This window comes from Streptomyces sp. SCPE 10 (genome assembly GCF_051980735.1).
Lineage (GTDB): Bacteria > Actinomycetota > Actinomycetes > Streptomycetales > Streptomycetaceae > Streptomyces > Streptomyces misionensis.
The window spans coordinates 6,145,820-6,165,318 of sequence record NZ_CP197069.1; the positions used below are offsets into that span (position 1 = coordinate 6,145,820).

A 19,499-nucleotide genomic window follows, 5' to 3' on the forward strand; every position below is an offset into this window, starting at 1 on the left:
GCAGCGCCGGGCCGTCCCCCGGGTTTACGTGCACATCCCAAATCCCGCGCTCCCCAGCGGAGTCGTGGGTGCCCCTGTGAACCTTGGGAGACGGCACCATGACCCACCCATCAGTGGAGCCCAGGACCACCGCCGAGGACGCCGGAGACGGCAGCCGCGTCCCGGCCGGCCGGTCCTGGCTCGACCGGTACTTCCACATATCCGGCAGAGGATCCACGGTCGCGCGCGAGGTGCGCGGCGGCATCACCACCTTCATGGCGATGGCCTACATCCTCCTGCTCAACCCCCTGATCCTGTCCGGCAAGGACGTGCACGGGGACACGCTCGGGCAGAAGGCCCTGATCACCGCGACCGCCTTCGCCGCGGCCCTCACCACCCTGCTGATGGGCTTCGTCGGCAAGGTGCCGCTCGCGCTCGCCGCGGGCCTGTCGGTCTCCGGCGTGCTGTCCGCGCAGGTGGTCCCGAACATGACCTGGCCGCAGGCGATGGGCATGTGCGTGCTGTACGGCGCCGTCATCATGCTGCTGGTCGTCACCGGCCTGCGCGAGATGATCATGAATGCGATCCCGCTCGCGCTCAAACACGGCATCACCATGGGCATCGGCCTGTTCATCGCCCTGATCGGCTTCTACAAGTCCGGCTTCGTGCACCAGGGCAAGGGCACCCCGCTCGCCCTCGGACCCGCGGGCCAGCTCACCGGCTGGCCGGTGCTGCTCTTCGCCGGCACCCTGCTGCTGATCTTCATGCTCCAGGCCCGGGGCGTCCCCGGCGCCATCCTCATCGGCATCGTCTCCGGCACCGTCGTCGCCGCCGTCCTCAACGGCCTCGGCGTCATCGACCCCCGCCAGTGGGCGGGCGGCGCGCCCGAACTGCACGGCGGCGCGGTCTCCATGCCGGACTTCTCGCTCTTCGGCCACGTGGCCTTCGGCGGCTGGGGCCAGGTCGGCGGAATGACCATCGCGGTGATCGTCTTCACCCTGGTCCTGGCCGGCTTCTTCGACGCGATGGCAACCATCATCGGGGTCGGCACCGAGGCCGGGCTCGCCGACGGCCGGGGCCGGATGCCCGGCCTGTCCAAGGCGCTGTTCATCGACGGTGCGGGCGGCGCGATCGGCGGGGTGACCGGCGGCTCCGGACAGACCGTCTTCGTCGAGTCGGCGACCGGTGTCGGCGAGGGCGCGCGCACCGGCCTGGCCTCCGCGGTCACCGGCCTGTTCTTCGCCGCCTGTCTGTTCTTCACCCCGGTCACCGCGATCGTCCCGCAGGAGGTCGCCTCCGCCGCCCTGGTGGTCATCGGCGCGATGATGCTGATGAACGCCCGGCACGTGGACTGGGGCGACCGCGCCACCGCCATCCCGGTCTTCCTGACCGTCGTCCTGATGCCGTTCACGTACACCATCACCACCGGTGTCGCCGCGGGCGTCGTCTCCTGGACGGCCATCAAGGCGGCCCAGGGCCGGTTCCGCGAGGTCGGCCCCTTCATGTGGGGCCTGACGGCCGTCTTCCTGGTCTACTTCGCCCTCCACCCCGTCGAGGGCTGGCTCGGCGTCCACTAGCCGACCTCCTTTTCCCGCAAGCTCGTTGAGGAGAACGACAGATGCTGGACATCGCCGAGGAGCTGAACCGGTGGATCGCGCAGGGCCGTGACTTCGCCGTCGCCACCGTGGTGGCCGTCGGCGGCAGCGCGCCCCGGCAGCCCGGCGCCGCCCTCGCGGTGGACGCCGACGGCACGGCCATCGGGTCGGTCTCCGGCGGCTGTGTGGAGGGCGCGGTGTACGAGCTGTGCCGGCAGGCCCTCCAGGACGGCGAGACCGTCCTCGAACGCTTCGGCTACAGCGACGAGGACGCCTTCGCGGTCGGACTGACCTGCGGCGGCGTCCTGGACATCCTGGTCACCCCGGTCCGGGCGGACGATCCCGCCCGGCCGGTGGCCGCGACCGCGCTGGCCGCCGCCGCACACGGCGAGGCGGCGGCGCTCGCCCGGATCACCCGGGGCCCGGCCGGGCTGCGGGGCCGGGCCCTGCTGGTGCGCCCCGACGGCTCCTCGTACGGCGGCTTCGGCGCCCACCCCGAACTGGACCGCACCGTCGCCGCCGAGGCCCGTGCCCTGCTGGACGCCGGGCGCACCGGCACCCTGGAGATCGGCGCCCGCGGCTCGCGCTGCGGCGCGCCGGTCACCGTCCTGGTCGAGTCCTCCGTGCCCCCGCCCCGGATGATCGTCTTCGGCGCGATCGACTTCGCCGCCGCCCTCGTGCGCGCCGGGAAGTTCCTCGGCTACCACGTCACGGTGTGCGACGCCCGACCGGTCTTCGCCACCCGCGCCCGCTTCCCGGAGGCCGACGAGATCGTGGTCGAGTGGCCCCACACCTACCTGGAGCGCACCGCGACCGACGGCCGAACCGTGCTGTGCGTCCTCACCCACGACGCCAAGTTCGACATCCCGCTGCTGCGGGTGGCGCTGCGGCTGCCGGTTGCTTACGTCGGCGCGATGGGCTCCCGGCGCACCCATCTCGACCGCGCGCGGCGGCTGCGCGAGGCGGGCGTCACCGAGCCGGAACTGGCCCGGCTGCGCTCCCCGATCGGCCTCGACCTCGGCGCCCGCACGCCGGAGGAGACCGCCCTGTCGATCGCCGCGCAGATCGTCGCCGAACGGCGCGGCGGCAGCGGCCGCGCGCTGACCGGCGGGCACACCCCGATCCACCACGACGCGGGCCAGGCGCGGATCGACTCGGTGGCGTGAGCGGGCGCGGGAAAGGGGCGTGAGCGGGCGCCGGAAAACGGATTGCCGCGCGCCCCGGCCCCTGTGTTGCATGGGGACATGGTCTCCACCGACCGGCTGCTCGCCTTCGCGGCGCTGTCCCTCCTGCTGATCGTGGTACCCGGCCCGAGCGTGCTCTTCGTCATCGGACGGGCGCTGGCGCACGGCCGCCGCACCGCGCTGACCTCCGTGGCCGGCAACACCCTCGGGGCGTACGTCCTCGTCGCCGCCGTGGCCCTCGGCATCGGCCCGGTGGTGGAGCGCTCCGTGCCGCTCTTCACCGCGCTCAAGCTCGTGGGCGCCGCCTACCTCGTCCACCTCGGGGTGCGGACATGGCGCCGCCGCGGCTCACTGCGAGCCGCGTTCGAGGGGGCGGAGCGTCCCGGCCGGGGCGGGGGCCTGCGCACGCTGGGGGAGGGCTTCGCGGTCGGCGTGGCCAACCCCAAGACCATGGTGTTCTTCGCCGCCGTACTGCCCCAGTTCGTGGATCGCGCCCAGGGGCGGGTGCCGCTCCAGATGCTGCTGCTCGGCCTGGTCTTCAACGTCATCGCGCTGGTCTCGGACAGCGCCTGGGGTCTGGTCGCCTCCGCCGCCCGCGGCTGGTTCGCCCGCTCGCCCCGGCGGCTGTCCGCCGTCGGCGGCATCGGCGGCCTGACCTTGATCGGGCTGGGCGTGACGGTGGCGGCGACCGGCCGCAAGAACTGAAGTCCCGCCGCCGGGAGGCCCGTTCAGGGGCGCTTGAGCAGCCGGTCCAGCGCGCGCCCGAACACCGTGCGGGACGTGCTTCTGACGACGCCGTCGAGGGCGCGGGGCAGGGAGCGCACCCGCAGTTCCTCCCGCCACCGCACCCGGCTGCCGCCCCCGGGCCCCGGCCGCACCTCGATCTCCGCCCAGCCGAGGATCACCCGCCCCCGCTTCTCCAGCCGGCACAGCCCGCCCTCCTCGCCCAGGGGCGGGCGCCAGACGGTCACCTCCATGGTGTCGTCCAGGGTCAGCGGCGCGACGCCCGAGCGGGCGGTGAAGCGGGTGCCGACCCGGGTCGGACCGGGGGTGAGCACCCTGATCCGGGTCAGCGGCACCGCACCGGCGTGGCGGGGCCACTCGGTGAGCCGGCGCCATGCCTCGTGTGGGGGGAGCGGGACGGCACGGGTGAGGGTGAAGGTCGGCACGGCACCGATCGTAGGCAGCGCTCGTCGGGCCGCCGTGCGTTCGCCGCCCGCTCACCCGGTCGGCCGAGCGGTACTGCCCCGGGCGGCTCAGGGACGGTAGACCTTGCCCGGCTCCGCCCTGCCGGGGGCGAGGAGCTGGGGGACCGTCACGAAGTGGTAGCCGCGTTCCTTCAGGGCGTCGATGATGCCGGGGACGGCGGGCACGGTACCGGGGTAGATGTCGTGCAGCAGGATGATCCCGTCCCGGTCGGCCTGTTCGAGGACGCGCTTCTTGATGAGCGCCGAGTCGTTGGTCGCGTAGTCCTTGGCCGTGACGCTCCACAGCACCTCCGCGAGCCCCAACTCCTTGCAGATCTTGTGGATGTTGGCGTCGGTGCGCCCCTGCGGCGGGCGCATCAGGGTGGGCTTGTGCCCGGTGAGGCGTTCGATCGCCTCGTTGGGCCGCACGAGTTCGTCGCGCACCTGGGCGTCGGATATGTCGGTGAGTATCTTGTGGTCCCAGGTGTGGCTCGCCACCTCGTGCCCCTCGGCCGACATCCGCTTGACGAGCTGCGGGTACTTCTCGATGTGCCGCTTGCCCAGCAGGAAGAACGTCGCGTGGACCTTCTTCTCCTTCAGGATGTCCAGCAGCTTGGGGGAGTTCTCGCTGGGCCCCGCGTCGAAGGTGAGCGCGATGCACTTCGCCTTGCGGCAGTCGACGTCGCCGAACGTCGCCGGCGATCCCTGCGCCGCCTGCTTGCGCGCGGTGCTCGGCGAGGTGGTGTCGACCTGGGCGCAGCCGGTCAGGGCCAGCGCCAGGCCGACCGCGGCCGAGACGAGTGCGGCCGCGCGGAACCCGCGGCGCCGTTCGCGCATCTTCCCGGTCGCGGAAGCGGGCGTCGGGGTCGTGTCGATCGAAAGAGGCATGCGTGGACTATACACACAGTGTATAGAAAAGGCGTTCGAGTGTGTCCGAACCTTCACCTGTCACCACCTCGTGCACACCGGTAGTTCCGGGCCGGTACGGGGAGTAACCTCGGCGGCATGACGCGCACGGGGGAACGAGCCGTCAAGTCCCGCTTACGCACGCCGACCTGGATCGCCCGCATCGAGGATCCGGACGGTGTGGTGCTCGGCGCCGGGGTGCTGCTCGCGGCGGACCGGGTGCTCACCGCCGGCCATGTCGTCACACCGGGCGCGCCGTACGTCGTACGACTCGTCGGCGTGCCGGGGCAGGGCGCCGTCGCCGCCCGCGTCCGCCCGGACGAGCACGTACCGGAGCGCGAGGACGCGTTCGGCGACCGCAGCGGCGACCTCGCCCTGCTGCGCCTCGCCGAACCGCTGCCCGCCGAACACGCCACCCGCCTCTACCGGCTCGCCTCACCGCACGGACCCGTGAGCATGTACGGCTTCCCGGCCGGTGACGACGGCGGCCGCTGGCACGGCGCCACCCTGGTCGCCGCGCGCGGTCGGGACAGTCGGGTGCAGCTGCGCCCCATCACCCCGGACGAGCTGGCCGCGCCCGGCTTCAGCGGCGGCGGAGTGGTCGACCACGCCACCGACCAGGTCATCGGCATCGTGCTCAGCGTGGACGAGGGGCAGGTCTCCGCCTTCAGCCAGATGAGCCCCACCGAGACCATCCTCAGCCATCTGCCGCAGGTCGCCGCCTGGACCGACGGCGCCGAGGCCGTCGACCCCCGGCTGCGCAGCCGTGCACCGGGCGGCGGCGGGCGGCTCGACGTGCCCTTCGCCACCGAACTCGCCGGCTGGTTCCGGGGCGAAGGCTGGCCGGTACTGGTCACCGTCGTACCGGACCAGGGCGACCGCGCCTTCACGCTGGAGCGGGCCGTCACCCTCGCCGACCGGGAGCTGCGCACCCACCGCAACACCAGCGCCTTCAGCGGCGACCCGCCCGAGACCGTGCCCCCGGCCGGCGCGCACGACCTCGCGCTCGACGTCAAGGGGCTGACGGCCGCCCAGGTCATGGACCGCATCGCCGAACGCCTCGGCATCCGCGACGACCCCCGCCCGGAACGGCTCGCCACCCTGCGGGTCCCGCTCGCCGCGGTCCTGGTCGGCGTCGACGAGTCCGCCGAACCGGACGCCCTGCTCGCCCTGCTGGACCGGCTCGCCCGGCACGGGGCCCGGCTGCTGCTGGTCCACCGTCGCCAGGGCGGACGCGCGGCGCAGGCCGCCGAGTCGCTGGTGCACCGGCCGCTGCGCGAACGCTGGTCCCGGCTCGGCGCGGAACTCGACCGCATCGTCGACGAGTTGGGTCCCGCGCTGGACACCCGCCGGGACCGGGTGACCGCGGGGCCCGGAACCGGAGCGCTGCTGGACGCGGCCGAGGCCGCCGTCGGCCGCAGCCGGATGCTGCGCGCGTGGATCGCCCACAGCTCCGCCGCGGACCGCGAACCCCGGCGCGCCGACCTGCTGTTCACCTTCGAGGACGCCGCCGAACGCCGCCGCCAGCGCCTCGACCAGGCCCTCGCCGTCCTCGACGCCCGCCTGCGCCGCTGGGAGGAACTCCGCGGCCGGGTCACCGCCGAGTGGCCCCTGTGCCGCGCCCGCACCACGCAGGACGGCGACCGGGTGATCGCCGCGTACCGCCTCTACGAGGCCGCCCTGTTGCTCCTGCGCCGGACCCCGTGCGACATCGAGGCGGCACAGACCGCGGTGGAGCGGTTCATCGGGTTCTGCTCGGGGACCGTACCCGAGCCCGGAGACGACGCCGACTCCCCTGGCGCACAAGGGCGTTCAGGGGCTGCCTCGGGTTCGGGGTGGGGGCGGGAGGCGGGCGGTGCCCCACGGGCGGGCGATCGTCCCGGGGCGTCCGGCGGCGAGGGAGCGCCCGGTCGTCCGCGGCCGCTCGGCGGCGGTGGCACGGCGGACCACGCACGCCCCCCGGGGGAGGAGGGTGACCGTCCACCGCTGCCCGGGGCGGCGGAGAACGGCCGGGCCCGGTCACCGGACCCGCGGGCGGGCGATCGTGCCGAGGCGGTGCCGGACCGGCCGTCGCCCCCCGGGGCCGCCGACCCCGGCCACGTCTCTCCCGCCCTCGACCCGCCCCCCTGGCAGGAGCCGCCCCTCGCCGGGGCAGCGGGCGGACGTGTCCGGCCGTACCACGAAGGGGTGGCCGGACCCGCACGGCCACCCGGTGCCGCTCCGCCCCGGCCCGGCGGCGACGGCGCGGCCGATCCTCCCCCGCTGCCGGGGCGGCCCGGCTCCGGACCCCGAAAGGAGCGTGGCTCATGACCTCCTGCGTACGGCCCGGATGCGCCGGGCACATCATGGGCACCGGCTACTGCGACACCTGCGGGCACCGGCACATCGAGCCGCACAGCGGGCCGCCCCGGGCCGGGGCCCGCGCCGGGCAGGCCGTGACCGCGCCGGTCGTGACCGAGGAGAGTCCGGGCCCGGCGACCGTGCACGCCGTGGCCGGGGTCGGCGAACTCGACCAGCACGGACTGGTCGTGCTGCCCGAGGTGCCCGAGCCCGACGACGTCCTGGTGGCCGACCCCAGCCCGCCCACCGGTGGCCGCCGCTGCGACGGCGGCGACTGCAGCATGATCGTCGGGGTCGGCTACGGCGGCCAGCCCGCCCGCGCCACCGGCCGCTGCCCCCGCTGCGGCACGCCGTACTCCTTCCTGCCCCAGCTGACCCGCGGCGAACTGGTCGCCGACCACTACCGGGTGCTCGGCTGTCTCGCCCACGGCGGTCTCGGCTGGATCCACCTCGCCGAGGACACCCGCGCCGAGGGCCACCGCGTCGTCCTCAAGAGCCAGATCAACGCGGGCGGGGCGCTCGCCCGCCGCACCGCCGTCGAGGAGCGCCGCTCCCTCACCGACCTGCACCACCCGGACATCGTGCGGATCATCACGTACGCCGAACACCGCGCCGCGGGCGCCGAACCGCCCACCGGATACCTGGTGATGGACTACATCGGCGGCCGCTCCCTGCAACAGCTCTTCGACGCCGACGACATCGAGCGCGTCTTCCACGGCCGCCCCCGCCTGGACCACGTCCTCACCTACGGCTGCAAGATCCTCGGCGCCCTGGAGTACATGCACGAACGCGGCCTGCTCTACTGCGACATGAAGCCCGCCAACGTCATCCACTTCGGCCGGGCCGTGAAGGTCATCGACCTCGGCGCGGTCCGCGCGATCGGCGACCGCGCCTCCGCGTACATGTACACCGCGACGTTCGCACCGCCGAAGGAGGAGATCGACCGGCGCGGCTGGCACATCGACAGCGACCTCTACACCGTCGGCATGACCCTCCAGGCCCTGGCCCGCGCCACCGAACCGGCCCGGGGCCTCGCCCCCGACTCCTTCCGCCGGCTCATCGCCCGCGCCACCCACCCCGAGCCCCGCGCCCGGTTCCGCTCCGCCGCCGAGATGTCCCGCCAACTGTGGGAAGTACTCCGGGAGTTCAGGTCGCTCCAGTTCGGCGAGCAGCTGCCGGAGAGTTCCACCCGGTTCCGCGCCACCGGCGCCAGCCTCGACGCCGGACTCGGCGCGATCCCCGCCCTGGACCACTGGACCGCCCGCCCCGCCGGGCACCCCGCCGAGCTGGACGTCTCCCCGCCCTCGCCCGCCGAGGTCGCGGGCGCCCTGCCCGAACCGGTCCCCGACCCCGCCGACGGCGCCGCCCTGCTGCTGGACACCTTCTCGCCCGACACCCCCGACCGGGTGGCCCGGCAGTGGCCCCGGGAGTCCCGCTACGGCACCCCGGAGACCGCGCTGTGGCTGTGCCGCGCCTACCTCAGGCGCGGCGAGCAGGACGAGGCGGCCGGCTGGCTCGCCGAGGCCGAGACCCAGCTCGGCGAGCGTGCCGCCGCCCACGACTGGCGGATCGCCTGGCACCGCGGCGTGCTGCACCTCAGCAGGGGGGAAGTGGAGCCGGCCGGCGCCCGGTTCGACGCCGTGTACCGGGCGCTGCCCGGCGAGTACGTGCCCAAGCTCGCCCTCGGCCACTGCGCCGAGCACGGCGGACGCACCGCCCGCGCCATGCGCTTCTACGAGGCCGTGTGGAAACGGGACTTCGCGCACACCGCCGCCGCCTTCGGCCTGGCCCGCGGCCACCTGGCCGGCGGCGACCGGGACGCCGCCGTCCGCGTCCTGGACGACGTACCCGCCACCTCCCGCCACCACGACGCCGCCCGCGTCGCCGCCGTCCGGATCCGCGCGGGACTGCTGCACGGCCGCCCGCCCACCCCCGCCGACCTGGCCGACGCGGCCCGCAGACTGCCCGAACTGCGCCTGGACGGCGGCGCGGAGGACGGCGAGTCGCGGGCCCGGCTGGTCGCCGAGGTCCGCGAGAACGCCCTGCACGGACGCGCGCTCGGCTGGCCGGCCGGAGGTCTCCTCGGGCCCGGCGACGAGTACGGCCTGCGCACGCTGCTCGAACACTCCTTCCGCCAGCTGGCCGCCCAGGCCCGCACGGCCGGGGAACACGGCCGGCTGCTGGACCTGGCCCACGAGGTGCGGCCCCTGACCACCTTCTGAGGACACCCATGACCCCTGGAGACAGACACCGATGACCGCGGCCGAGGAGACCGAGGTGACGCTCACGGTCGGCCAGGAGACGGACCTGCCCGCCGAGCCGGCCGGCCCGGGGCGGGGCGCCGAACGGGAGATGCACGCCATCCTGGAGATCGGCGTCCGCGGCGGCGCCGGGCTGATCGGCGGCCGGGCGCACAGCGGCGCGCCCGCACTGGCCGAGGTGCTGATCGTGGACACCTCCCGCTCCATGCTCCACCCCGCCACCAAGCTCCACGCGGCCAAGGACGCCACCGTCGCCGCCGTCCGGCTGCTGCCCGAGGGCACCGCCTTCGCCGTGCTCTCCGGCCGCTTCCACGCGGGCGTCGTCCACCCCGGCCCGGACCGCGCGGCGCTCGCCGTCGCCGGGCCCGCCGAACGCGCCGCCGCCGAACGGGCCGTACGCATCCTCGACGCGGACGGCGGCACCGCCATCGGCACCTGGCTCGACCTCGCCCGCCGCCTGCTCAAGGACCATCCCGCGCCCGTCAAACACGTCCTGCTGCTCACCGACGGGCGCAACGAGCACGACCACCGGGCCACCATGACCCTGGACACCGCCCTCGACGCCTGCGAGGGCCGCTTCGTCTGCGACGCCTGGGGCATCGGCGACGACTGGGACGCCGACCTGCTGCTGAGCATCACCCGACGGCTGCACGGCCGCGCCAGGGCCGTCCGCGAGGACCACGAACTGCCCGCCGCTTACGAGGAGTTGGTGAACGGGCTGCTCGGCACGGCGGTGCCCGAGCTGCGCATCCGGCTCACCCCCACCCCCGGTACGGTCATCCGCCGGGTCACCCAGGTGGTCCCCGGCGAACAGGAACTCCTGCCCGCCGGCGCGGCCGGCCGCGCCACCGAGTACGTCACCCGCGCCTGGGGCGAGGAGGTACGCCACTTCCAGGTGGTGCTGGCCGCCGACCCGACCGGCCGCGAGCGGGGCGAGTACCTGCAACTGGCCGCCGTCGAGGTCGCCGTGCCCGACTTCGGCCACCCGGTACGGCTGCCCCGGCCCCGGCCCATCCTGGTGCGCTGGACCGACAACCCGCTCGACGCCTCCCGGCGGCACCCCGGGGTGCGCAGGCACGAGCTGTACCAGCAGGCCAGCGCCGCCGTGGCCCTCGCCTACCGGGCCTGGCTGCGCGGCGGCGAGGGTCGCCCGGCCGCCGACCGGGAGTTCGCGCGCGCCGTGCACCTGGCGGGCGAACTCGGCGACACCCAACTGCTCGACGCGCTGCGCCGGATCGAGGACGGCCCCGGCAGCGGCCGTATCCGCACCGGCCTGAAGGACGTCGACTGGCAGCACCTCATCCTCTCCAGCGCCATGACCACCCCACCCCGCCACCCGGCCGGCGACCCGTCACCGCCCGCCCCGCAGGCGCCGCCCGCCGCCGACGGCCTCGTCGAGTGCCCGGACTGCGGCTGGCTCGGCCCGGCCGACTCGGTGTACTGCGGCGGCGACTGCGGCCGCCCGCTGAGGGGACCCTCCGCATGAGCACCGACAGGGACCCGGCGGGGCGCGGGACGGGGGAGCGCGGGTACGAGGCCCGCGCGAGCGGTTCCGGAACGGGAGCCGGTGCGCCCCCGGCCCCGGCCACCGGCGTGCGCCCCGACCCGGCCACCGGCGTGCCCCCGGACGCACGAACCGGCGCCCGCTCCGGCGCGCCGGCGGGCACGCCCGGGCCCGGACCCGCGCCCCGGGCCGACCGGCGGGCACCGGCCGACGGCGGCCTCGGCGCGCTGGCGGGCCTGCTCGGCGGGCATCGACACCCCCGGCCGGTCCCGGGCGGCAGCACGACCGCCCACGAACTCGCCGTGCGCCACCGGCTGCTGCTCGCCCTTTCCGCGCTGCTCACGCTGTCGCTGTTCGTGTCGTACGAGGGCGTGCACGGCGACGCCGACCCGCTGCGTACCTCCAGCGCCCCGGCGGTGCTGTCCATCGACACCGCGCTGTACGCCCTCGGCGAGGCGGAGCGGGACGCCGGGGCCGCGACCCCGACCAGCGACTTCCAGAAGCAGATCTCGGTCGCCGCGCAGAGCCTCGCGGCCGCCGCCGGTGACAACGTCGGCGGACCGTCGGGCCGCCAGGCCCTGCAGACCGTCGCCGCGCTGATCACCGTGTACGCCGTCAAGGTCCAGCAGGCCCAGCTCCAGCCCGACGGCAGCGCCCTGCGGCAGGCGTACCTCAGCTACGCCACCAGCATCCTGACCGACAAGGGCTCCGGGATACTGGCCAGGCTGAAGGTCCTCCAGACACAGCAGCGCGCCGCCGTGCACCGGCAGACGTCCTTCGGCCCGCTGCTGTGGCTGTGCTGGGCCGTGACCCTGGTGATCGCGCTCGCGCTGGCCGGCTGCCTGCTGGAGACCCAGCTGTTCCTGCGCCGCCGCTTCCGGCGCCGCTACAACCGCGGGCTGCTCGCGGCCGGCGCCCTGCTCGCGGCCGGGCTCGCCGTCACCCTGCTGTTCACGGTGTGGACGCACCAGGGCATGACGGACACCCGGCGGCTGCTCGACCGCCGGCTCACCGGGCCGGCCATCACCGACGCGGGGCGGGAGACCGCCGCGCACCTGGCACACACCGGCTTCCGTGCCTCGGCGGCCGGGGGAATCCTGATAGGAGGCGTCCTGGTCATGGCACTGGCCGAGACGGGACTGCGGCGGCACATCGACGAGTACCGGTTCAGGCCGCGGTGAGCGCGCAGCCGGGCGGCGGGCCCGCGCGCCGCCGCACCCGTACCGTCACCGTGGTGGCGAGCTGCCTCGCCCTGCTGGCGGCGGCCGTCGTCCTCGGCGTCCGCGCCGCGGGCCGGGAGCCGACCGTCACCCTGCTGGCCAACTGGACCGGGCGCGACGAGCGCAACCTGCGGCGGACGGTGATCGAGCCGTTCGAGCGGAAGTACCACGTGCGCGTGGACTACCAGGGCAGTTCGGCCGAGAGCCAGGTGCTCGGCGCCGATGTGGAGGCCGGCACACCACCGGATGTGGTGGTGCTGACCGGGCCCGGCGAACTCGCCGACTACGCCGGGCAGAAGCAGCTCCAGCCGCTCGACGGCCTCATCCCCCGGGAGGACTTCAGCGCGTCCTGGGCCACGCCGCTCGCGGACGGACACGTCTACTGGTTCCCGCTCAAGGCCGACCTCAAGAGCATCGTGTGGTACCCGGCCGGCACCAGCGAGCGGCAGCGCAGGCAGGCCGGCGATCATCCCGGGCAGTGGTGCGTCGGCATGGGCTCCGGGGCGACCAGCGGATGGCCCGGCACGGACTGGATCGAGGACATCCTGCTCCAGCAGCACGGCCCGCGCACCTACCAGTCATGGGCGGGCGGCCGGCTGTCCTGGCGCTCACCCGAGGTGCGGCAGGCGTGGACGACCTGGGGCCGGCTGATGGGCGCGGGCACCTCCGACACCCTGCTGCGCCGCACCCTGCGGACCGACTACGGGAAGGCGTCGGCGCCGGTCGCCGCGAACCCGCGCGGCTGCACGCTCGAACACCAGGCGTCCTTCATCCGCACCCAGTCCGACGCGTGGAAACGGGTCGACGGCCGCTACGAACCCTCGGCCCGGCTCATCCCCGGCGCCACCGCGCGCAACGCCTGGGAGGTCTCCGGCGACCTGGTCGCCCTGCTGCACGCCACCCCGCAGGCGAAGCAGCTGATCCGCTACCTCGCCTCCGCGGGCGCCCAACGCGCCTGGAACACCGCGGAGTCGGGCTTCTCGGTGCACGCCGACGCCCAGCCCGCCCCGGGCGCGGCCGGACCCGCCTGGCACCGGGACCTCGCCGCGACGCTCCTCGACCGGCAGGCGGCCCACTGCTTCGACGCCTCGGACGCCATGCCGCCCACCGTCCGCGACGCCTTCGCCGAGGCCACCATCGACTACCTGGCCCACCCCGGCCACCTCGACACCCTCCTCACCAACCTGGACACCCTCACCCGGGCCCCGGACCAGACATGGCTGCCGTCGGTGTGCGACCAGGCGCCCTGACCGGAGCGGGCGGGGCCACCGGGGCGGCCGCGGCGAGGGAGCCGCCCGGTCACCCGGCCCCTCAGCCGAGTTCCAGCGTCCGCCCCTGCGCCCGGCCAGCCTCCGCCGCCGGGCGGCGGGTCGCGGGGTCCAGGGGGTTCGGGCCGATCGCGGCGGTGGACGCCTCGTCCGGGACGACCAGGGTGACCTCGGCGCCCCGGTCCCGCAGGTCGGCGACGGCCCGGTCCAGGGGGCGGTCGCTCGGGAAGGGCTCGGCTGCGCCCAGCGGCAGCAGGACCAGGACACGGTCCGCACCGGCGGCCAGGTCGACGTTGGCGACGGAGCGGACACCGCCGTCGACGTAGCGGCGGTCGCCGATCGTCACCGGCGGCCACACCCCGGGCACCGCGCAGCTCGCCGCGACCGCGTCCACCAGGGGCACCCCCGAGTCCCGGTCGAGGATCCGCGACGCGCCGCTCTCCGCGTCCACCGCGACGATCTTCAACGCGCGATCCGGCCACGCGTGGACCGGCAGCCGGGACGCGATCACCGCCCGCCGCTCCGGCTCGCCGACCGTCCGCGCGCCGAGCGCCATCCGCCCGACCGCGCGCCGCAGATCGGCCGGGGATGCGGCCGTGGCCATCGCCGCGCCGATCTCCGCGGTGAATTTCTCCAGGTCCAGCTCCGCCATGATCTCGGCGGCCTGCCGCGCGGGGTCCACCTGCCGCGCGTACAGCTCCTCCAGGCCGAGCCCGCCGCCCAGTTGGGCCGCGACGGCCGCCCCGGCCGAGGTCCCCACCAGCAGACCGGCCCCCGTGACGTCCTGTCCCGTGTCCGCGAGCCCCGCGAGCAGCCCGGTCATCCAGGCGATCCCGCCCACTCCGCCGCCACCCAGCACCAATGCCTCGGTCATCCCCGCTCCTTGGACGGAATCGATCTCCACCACGCCAACGACCGTCGGCGCCATGGTCATTCCCGTCGGCACCACCGGCTACAGTCGGCCCATGGAACTGCGGCAGCTCGGTTATTTCGTCGCGGTCGCCGAGGAGTTGCACTTCGGGCGGGCGGCCGACCGGCTGCACATCGTGCAGTCCGCGGTGAGCCAGCAGATACGGCGGCTGGAACGGGAACTGGGCGCCGAGCTGTTCGACCGCTCGCCGCGCCGGGTGCGGCTGACTGCGGCCGGGGAACGGCTGCTGCCGAAGGCCCGCGCCGTGCTCACGGCGGCCGAACGGGCCCGTGCCGCCGTGGCACCGCCCGAGGGGCTGCGGCTCGGCACCAGCACCGGCCTCGGCACCCACCTGGACCGGGTGCTCGCCGCGTTCGCCGAGCGGGCCCCCGGCGTCCCGGTGGAGCTGTGCTCGCTGCCGGTCGGGGAACGGCTGGCCCGCGTCGCCGCCGGCCGGCTCGACGCGGCCTTCGTGCGCGGCGCCGAACCCCCGCCCGGCGTGCGGGTGCTGCCGCTGTGGCCCGACCCGCTCGTGGCCGCCGTACCCGCCACGCACCCGCTCGCCCGCGCCCCGGAGATCGACCTCGTCGACCTGGCCGCGCTGCCCCTCGCGCTCACCCCGCGCCGCAACAACCCCGCCCTCGTGGACCTGGTCGTCGGCGCCTGCCACGCGGCCGGGTTCGAGCCGGTGCCGGGGCCGGCGAACGGCTCGCTCCAGGACACTCTCGCCACCATCGGCGCCCGGCCCCTGTGGACCGTCGTCTTCGCCTCCCACGCGCGTGTGCTGCGCACCCCGCGGGTGGCCTACGTCCCCTTCCGCGCCCCCGGCCTCGCCCTGTCCACGGGACTCGCGGTACCGGCCGCGGACCCCACCGGACACCTGGAGAGTCTGCTGCTGGCCTGCACCGATCACGAAAGCTGATCGCCGCGGTCGCGGACTGCTCCTTGGTCGGCGGCGTCCCGCGCGGTGGACTGGACCCCGCACACACGAAAGGGCGGCAAGGGCCGCCCACGACAAGGGAGTTCAGTCATGCCGATCGTCACCGTCCAGCAGGGCCCGCGGGACGCCGAGCTGAAGCGGGACCTGGTCAGGCGCGTCACCGACGCCTTCGTGGACGCGTACCGCATCCCCGCCGAGAGCGTGCAGGTGTGGATCCACGAGGTGCCCGCGGACAGCTGGGGCGCGGCGGGACGGCTGACCGCCGACAAGTAGTCCCGCGTCCCACGGGGGTGGACGTGGAGAGGGGGGCGTTGCGGGCTGCTCGTGGTCGCTCGCAACGCCCCCCTGGCCTTACCCGAGGGGTGCTCGGGGGTCCTTCCGGGTCACGAGTCGACCTGTGCGGTCACCTGGTCCGAGAAGGTGGTCAGCCGGGTGTAGACACCCGGGTAACCCGCCTCCGCGCACCCCTCGCCCCAAGAAGTGATCCCTGCCAGGACGCCCCCGATGAGCAGGGGACCGCCGCTGTCGCCCTGGCAGGTGTCTACGCCGCCGGAGCTGTATCCGGCGCACACCATGTCGGACTGCACGTAGTCCGATCCGTAGGAGGAACGGCAGTCCGCGTCGGACACGACCGGCACGGTCGCGGTCCGCAGCTGGTTGGCGGAGCTGCCGTTCTCCGAGGTCGTGCCCCAGCCGAGGATCCGGGCCGTGGTGCCGGCCGCGTACACGTTCGTCTGGGTGGAGGAGACGTACGACACCGGCTTGTACGGCATCGCCGTCGAGAGGGTCAGCACGGCCACGTCGTCGCCCTGGGTGGCGTCCCGGTAGTCCGGGTTCACCCAGATCCTGCCGACCCGGCTCACCGTGCCGTCGGTGCCGTCGAGCTTGGTACGGCCGCCGACGACGCGGACGCTGCCGGTGGTCTCGCCGGCCATGCAGTGCGCGGCCGTCACCACCTTCTTGGCGGCCACCAGGGTGCCGCCGCAGAACTGGCTGCCGGCCGCGTCCGTGATCTGCACGACGAACGGGTAGGCGGCCGTGGTGGTCGCCGTACCGCCGACGATGGGCTGGGGAGCCGCGCTCGCCGTGGGGGCGGCGAGCAGCGCGGTCGCCGCCGCGGCGGCGCCGGCCAGCACGGTCGCGGCGGTCTGTCTGGCACGTCTGGGCCCGAACATGAGTCTCCTCAGTGGGTTGCACCGGTGGGGGTTCGCACGGGCGGGGGTTGTGCACGCAGGTCGCGGGACCGACCCCCTGTGCCCGGGCGAGCGGCACGCCCATTACGCTAGGTCCCGGAACCCTCGGCTCCCAATGAGGGAACCCCCTAGGGGGTTGGGTGAGGGAAAACCCTCGGTCCGGTTCAGTTAACAAGAGCCGTGCTCAGTGCGCGCGCCGACCTGCCGCCAATCGGACGATGTCGACCCGCGACCGGATCCCCAGCTTCCGGTAGACCCGGGTCAGGGTGGCCTCGACGGTCTTGACGCTGATGAACAGCCGGGCGGCGATCTCCCTGTTGGTGGCGCCCTCCATGACCAGCGCGGCGACCTGACGCTCCATCGCGGCCAGCACGTCCAGCGCGTCCAGGGTGTCGCGCACCGCCCGGGCCGGTTCCCTGTCGAGGGTGGCGAGGGCCGCCTCCACCTGGCGCAGCCAGGGCAGCGCCCGGCAGCGGCGGAACAGCCGGGTGGCCTCGTCGTAGGCCGCGGCCCCGGGGCGCCGGCCGCGCAGCCGGGCCAGCGCGAACGCGGCCCGCGCCTCCTCCAGCCCGTAACCCAGTTTGCCGAGCCGGTCCTGAGCGGACCTCAGCTGGGCTTGCGCGGCCTCGGTGGCGCCCTGGGCGGCGCGCACCAGCGCCTCGGAGCGGTCCAGGACGGCGAGCACGCTCTCCCGGCCGAGCCGCAGGGCGTGCTCCCGGGCGGTGTCGATGACGTCCTGCGCCTCGGCCGGCTCACCGGTGCGCACCAGCGCCTCGGCGAGATCGCCCTGCCAGCGGCCGCGCGCCGGATCGGTGATGCCGAGGCCCAGCTCCAGGGTGCGCACCCGGCGCAGCGAGCGCACGGTGCCGGCCGGGTCGCCGGCCACCAACTGGGCGTACCCGAGGGCGCCCAGGGCCCGGGACAGATACATCTGGTCGCCGTCCCCCTCGGCGTGCTCCACCGCCTCCCGGGCGAGGGTGAGCGCCCGCTCCACGTCCCCGCCGGAGGCCTCCGCGAGCGAGGTCAGCATCGCCGAGGCGGTCTCGCCGATCCCGGAGTCCCGGGCGAGCCGCAGACTCTCGCGGGCCAGGTCCAGGGCGCGCCCGCAGTGCCCCGCCCGCAGTTCGGTCTCGGCCAGGCCGCGCAGGAAGTGCACCTCGCTCTCCACCGAGCCGCGCCGGCGCACCTCGCGCAGCAGCCCGGTGACCGTGGCCCGTGCCTCGGCCAGCTGGTCGCCCATGACCAGCCAGCGGAACCGGGCGCTGCCCGCCCCGTTGTGGTGCCAGGCCACCCGGGGGTCCTGGGGCTCGCGCAGGGCACGTTTGATGGTGCGCGGTGCCTCCGGATGGCCCATCAGGGTCTCGGTCTGCGCCTGGAAGGCGAGGGCCAGCAGCTCGGTGCGCCGGTCCTTGCCGCGCGCGGCCAGCTCGGCGGCGTGCGCGGCGGCGTCGCGGGCCGCGGTGAAGTCGCCCTCCACGATCAGCGCCCGCCAGCCCAGCTGGTAGTGGACCAGGGCGAGCAGCCGCGGGTCGTCCCCGGCGTCGGCGAGGGCCTGCGGGAAGAACGCGTCGACCTCGGCCATGGTGTGGCCCGCGGTGTCGATGACGATGATCCAGGCCCGCACCCGTTCGGCGGGCACGCTCGCCCGGGTCAGCACCTCCCGGGCGATGTCCCGGGCCAGGTCCACCTCGCCCGCCGTGATGGCGTCCTCGGCGGCCGTCAGGCGCCGCTCCTGCGGACTCGGGGAGCCGTCGGCGGGGGTGCGCCGGGCGGCCAGCAGCCCCAGCTGGGCGGCGACCGAGGGTGCGCCGCGGTCCCGGGCGAGGGCGGCGGCCTCGGCGAGCCGGGCGGCGACCTCCGGGTCGGCCCCGGTGGTGGCGAGGGCGAGGTGGCGGGCGCGCTCGATGGGGTCGGAGGCGGCCGTGGACAGGGCCGCGTGCGCGGCGCGCCGCTCCTGTGCGGGAGCCTCCGCGTACAGCGCGGCGGAGATGAGGGGGTGCGCGAAGCGTACGGCGGGCGCGTCCGACTCGGTGGCCAGCAGCCCGAGTTCGGCGGCCTGGGCGCACTCGGCCTCGGCGTTCTCCCGCCCCGCCGCGTGCAGCAGGGCCAGGGTGGGGCGGGCGCCGGCGCTGGCCACCAGCAGGGTGCGGCGGGCCTCGACCGACAGCATGTCCAGACGGCTGAGCACCAGGGCGCGCAGCGAGGTGGGCACCGGCAGCGGCTCGCCGGGCCGGGGCGGGGTGGGGCTTTGCGCGAGGGCGCGGCCGAGTTCGAGCGCGAACAGCGGGTTGCCGTCGCTGGTGCGGTGGATGTCCCGGACCGTGGAGCGGGGCAGGCCCCCGTGGCCGCGGTGACCGAGCAGTTCGGCGACCTGCGGGTGCGAGAGCGGGCCGAGCCGGACGGCGAGCGTGTCCGGTGGGCAGGACCGCAGATGGCGGTCGTACTCCTGACTCTCCTGCCCCTCGGTCCTTACCGCGCACAGCAGTTGGACCGGGGTGCCGCCGAGGCGGCGGGCGGCGAAGCCGAGCAGTTCGGCGCTGGCCGGATCCAGCCACTGCAGATCGTCGGCGACGATCAGCACCGGGCCGCGGGCGGCGAGCGCGCGCAGCGCGGACAGCACCGCGAGACGCAGGGCGAGGCCGTCGCGCTGGAGGCTGGACTCGCCGCGCCCGGTGAGCGCCGACTCCAGGGCGGTGCGCTGGGCGGCGGGCAGCCGCGGGCAGACGTCGTCGAGGACCAGGCCGAGGAGGTCGGCGAGGGCGAGGAAGGGAAGGTGGGATTCCGACTCGGTCGCCGAGCAGCGCAGCACGGTGTGCGCGGGGGACGCGTATTCCTCTGCCAATGCCCGCAGGATGGTCGATTTCCCAATTCCGGCCGATCCGTGGAGCAGCACACTGCCGCCGGAGGCGAGTTGGGCGCGGGCGGCGGCGCACCGCTCCTCGCGGCCTATGACCAGGTCGGAGCGGCATCTCGCAGGCTCCTGGAAGTCCCGTCGCACGGTCACCGCTCCCC

Annotated in this window: 15 protein-coding genes; 10 read left to right on the forward strand and 5 right to left on the reverse strand. The window is 75.2% G+C overall.

What is annotated here, in order from left to right; genetic code table 11:
* Positions 1-98 precede the first annotated feature (98 nt).
* The 3 genes from ACSP97_RS28190 to ACSP97_RS28200 all read left to right on the forward strand — a co-directional run bounded on the left by ACSP97_RS28190 (position 99) and on the right by ACSP97_RS28200 (position 3,463).
* The gene (locus tag ACSP97_RS28190) at positions 99-1,556 is read left to right on the forward strand and encodes an NCS2 family permease (RefSeq protein ID WP_355154058.1); all 1,458 of its coding nucleotides are present in this window, start codon (positions 99-101) and stop codon (positions 1,554-1,556) included.
* A 41-nt stretch (positions 1,557-1,597) separates the two neighbouring features.
* The gene (locus tag ACSP97_RS28195) at positions 1,598-2,740 is read left to right on the forward strand and encodes an XdhC/CoxI family protein (protein WP_355322506.1); all 1,143 of its coding nucleotides are present in this window, start codon (positions 1,598-1,600) and stop codon (positions 2,738-2,740) included.
* A gap of 78 nt (positions 2,741-2,818) precedes the next feature.
* Positions 2,819-3,463 (forward strand): LysE family translocator, encoded by a 645-nt coding sequence (locus ACSP97_RS28200; RefSeq protein WP_355322508.1) that lies wholly within the window; start codon positions 2,819-2,821, stop codon positions 3,461-3,463.
* A gap of 23 nt (positions 3,464-3,486) precedes the next feature.
* Here ACSP97_RS28200 and ACSP97_RS28205 read toward each other — a convergent pair whose 3' ends face one another.
* Together ACSP97_RS28205 and ACSP97_RS28210 are read right to left on the reverse strand one after the other, a co-directional pair.
* Positions 3,487-3,927: an SRPBCC family protein gene (locus ACSP97_RS28205; RefSeq protein ID WP_355154052.1), complete on the reverse strand. Its 441-nt coding sequence runs from the start codon at positions 3,925-3,927 to the stop codon at positions 3,487-3,489.
* 87 nt (positions 3,928-4,014) lie between these two features.
* Positions 4,015-4,782, reverse strand: a complete 768-nt coding sequence (locus tag ACSP97_RS28210; RefSeq protein WP_440558489.1) for a polysaccharide deacetylase family protein — start codon at positions 4,780-4,782, stop codon at positions 4,015-4,017.
* Between the two features lie 168 nt (positions 4,783-4,950).
* Between ACSP97_RS28210 and ACSP97_RS28215 the strand changes: the two genes are divergently transcribed.
* Genes ACSP97_RS28215 through ACSP97_RS28235 form a run of 5 tightly spaced genes read left to right on the forward strand, consistent with a single transcriptional unit; the run spans position 4,951 to position 13,426 of the window.
* A complete protein-coding gene (locus ACSP97_RS28215) occupies positions 4,951-7,161 on the forward strand; it encodes a trypsin-like serine protease (RefSeq protein WP_440554869.1) in 2,211 nt (736 codons plus the stop codon).
* Positions 7,158-9,413: a tetratricopeptide repeat protein gene (locus tag ACSP97_RS28220; protein WP_355154048.1), complete on the forward strand. Its 2,256-nt coding sequence runs from the start codon at positions 7,158-7,160 to the stop codon at positions 9,411-9,413. Before ACSP97_RS28215 ends, ACSP97_RS28220 begins: the two co-directional genes overlap by 4 nt.
* Positions 9,414-9,444: 31 nt before the next feature.
* Positions 9,445-10,938: a vWA domain-containing protein gene (locus ACSP97_RS28225; RefSeq protein ID WP_355322512.1), complete on the forward strand. Its 1,494-nt coding sequence runs from the start codon at positions 9,445-9,447 to the stop codon at positions 10,936-10,938.
* The gene (locus ACSP97_RS28230; RefSeq protein WP_358275441.1) at positions 10,935-12,137 is read left to right on the forward strand and encodes a hypothetical protein; all 1,203 of its coding nucleotides are present in this window, start codon (positions 10,935-10,937) and stop codon (positions 12,135-12,137) included. Before ACSP97_RS28225 ends, ACSP97_RS28230 begins: the two co-directional genes overlap by 4 nt.
* Positions 12,134-13,426 carry an extracellular solute-binding protein gene (locus tag ACSP97_RS28235; RefSeq protein WP_440554872.1) on the forward strand — a complete coding sequence of 431 codons (1,293 nt, stop codon included), beginning with the start codon at positions 12,134-12,136 and terminating at the stop codon, positions 13,424-13,426. The genes ACSP97_RS28230 and ACSP97_RS28235 overlap by 4 nt, the downstream gene beginning before the upstream one ends.
* 61 nt (positions 13,427-13,487) lie before the next feature.
* Here ACSP97_RS28235 and ACSP97_RS28240 read toward each other — a convergent pair whose 3' ends face one another.
* Positions 13,488-14,318, reverse strand: coding sequence for a patatin-like phospholipase family protein (locus ACSP97_RS28240; RefSeq protein ID WP_440554874.1), 831 nt, complete (start codon positions 14,316-14,318; stop codon positions 13,488-13,490).
* A gap of 91 nt (positions 14,319-14,409) precedes the next feature.
* Between ACSP97_RS28240 and ACSP97_RS28245 the strand changes: the two genes are divergently transcribed.
* Together ACSP97_RS28245 and dmpI are read left to right on the forward strand one after the other, a co-directional pair.
* Positions 14,410-15,276 (forward strand): LysR substrate-binding domain-containing protein, encoded by an 867-nt coding sequence (locus ACSP97_RS28245; RefSeq protein ID WP_440554876.1) that lies wholly within the window; start codon positions 14,410-14,412, stop codon positions 15,274-15,276.
* Positions 15,277-15,384: 108 nt separating this feature from the next.
* Positions 15,385-15,567: a 4-oxalocrotonate tautomerase DmpI gene (gene dmpI / locus ACSP97_RS28250; RefSeq protein WP_355532242.1), complete on the forward strand. Its 183-nt coding sequence runs from the start codon at positions 15,385-15,387 to the stop codon at positions 15,565-15,567.
* Positions 15,568-15,677: 110 nt separating this feature from the next.
* On the opposite strand, the gene ACSP97_RS28255 is transcribed toward dmpI, so the two are convergent.
* On the reverse strand, positions 15,678-16,469 hold the full coding sequence (locus ACSP97_RS28255; RefSeq protein WP_355154034.1) for a S1 family peptidase: 792 nt from the start codon (positions 16,467-16,469) through the stop codon (positions 15,678-15,680).
* Between the two features lie 202 nt (positions 16,470-16,671).
* Positions 16,672-19,491, reverse strand: coding sequence for an ATP-binding protein (locus tag ACSP97_RS28260; protein WP_355154032.1), 2,820 nt, complete (start codon positions 19,489-19,491; stop codon positions 16,672-16,674).
* Positions 19,492-19,499: the final 8 nt, after the last annotated feature.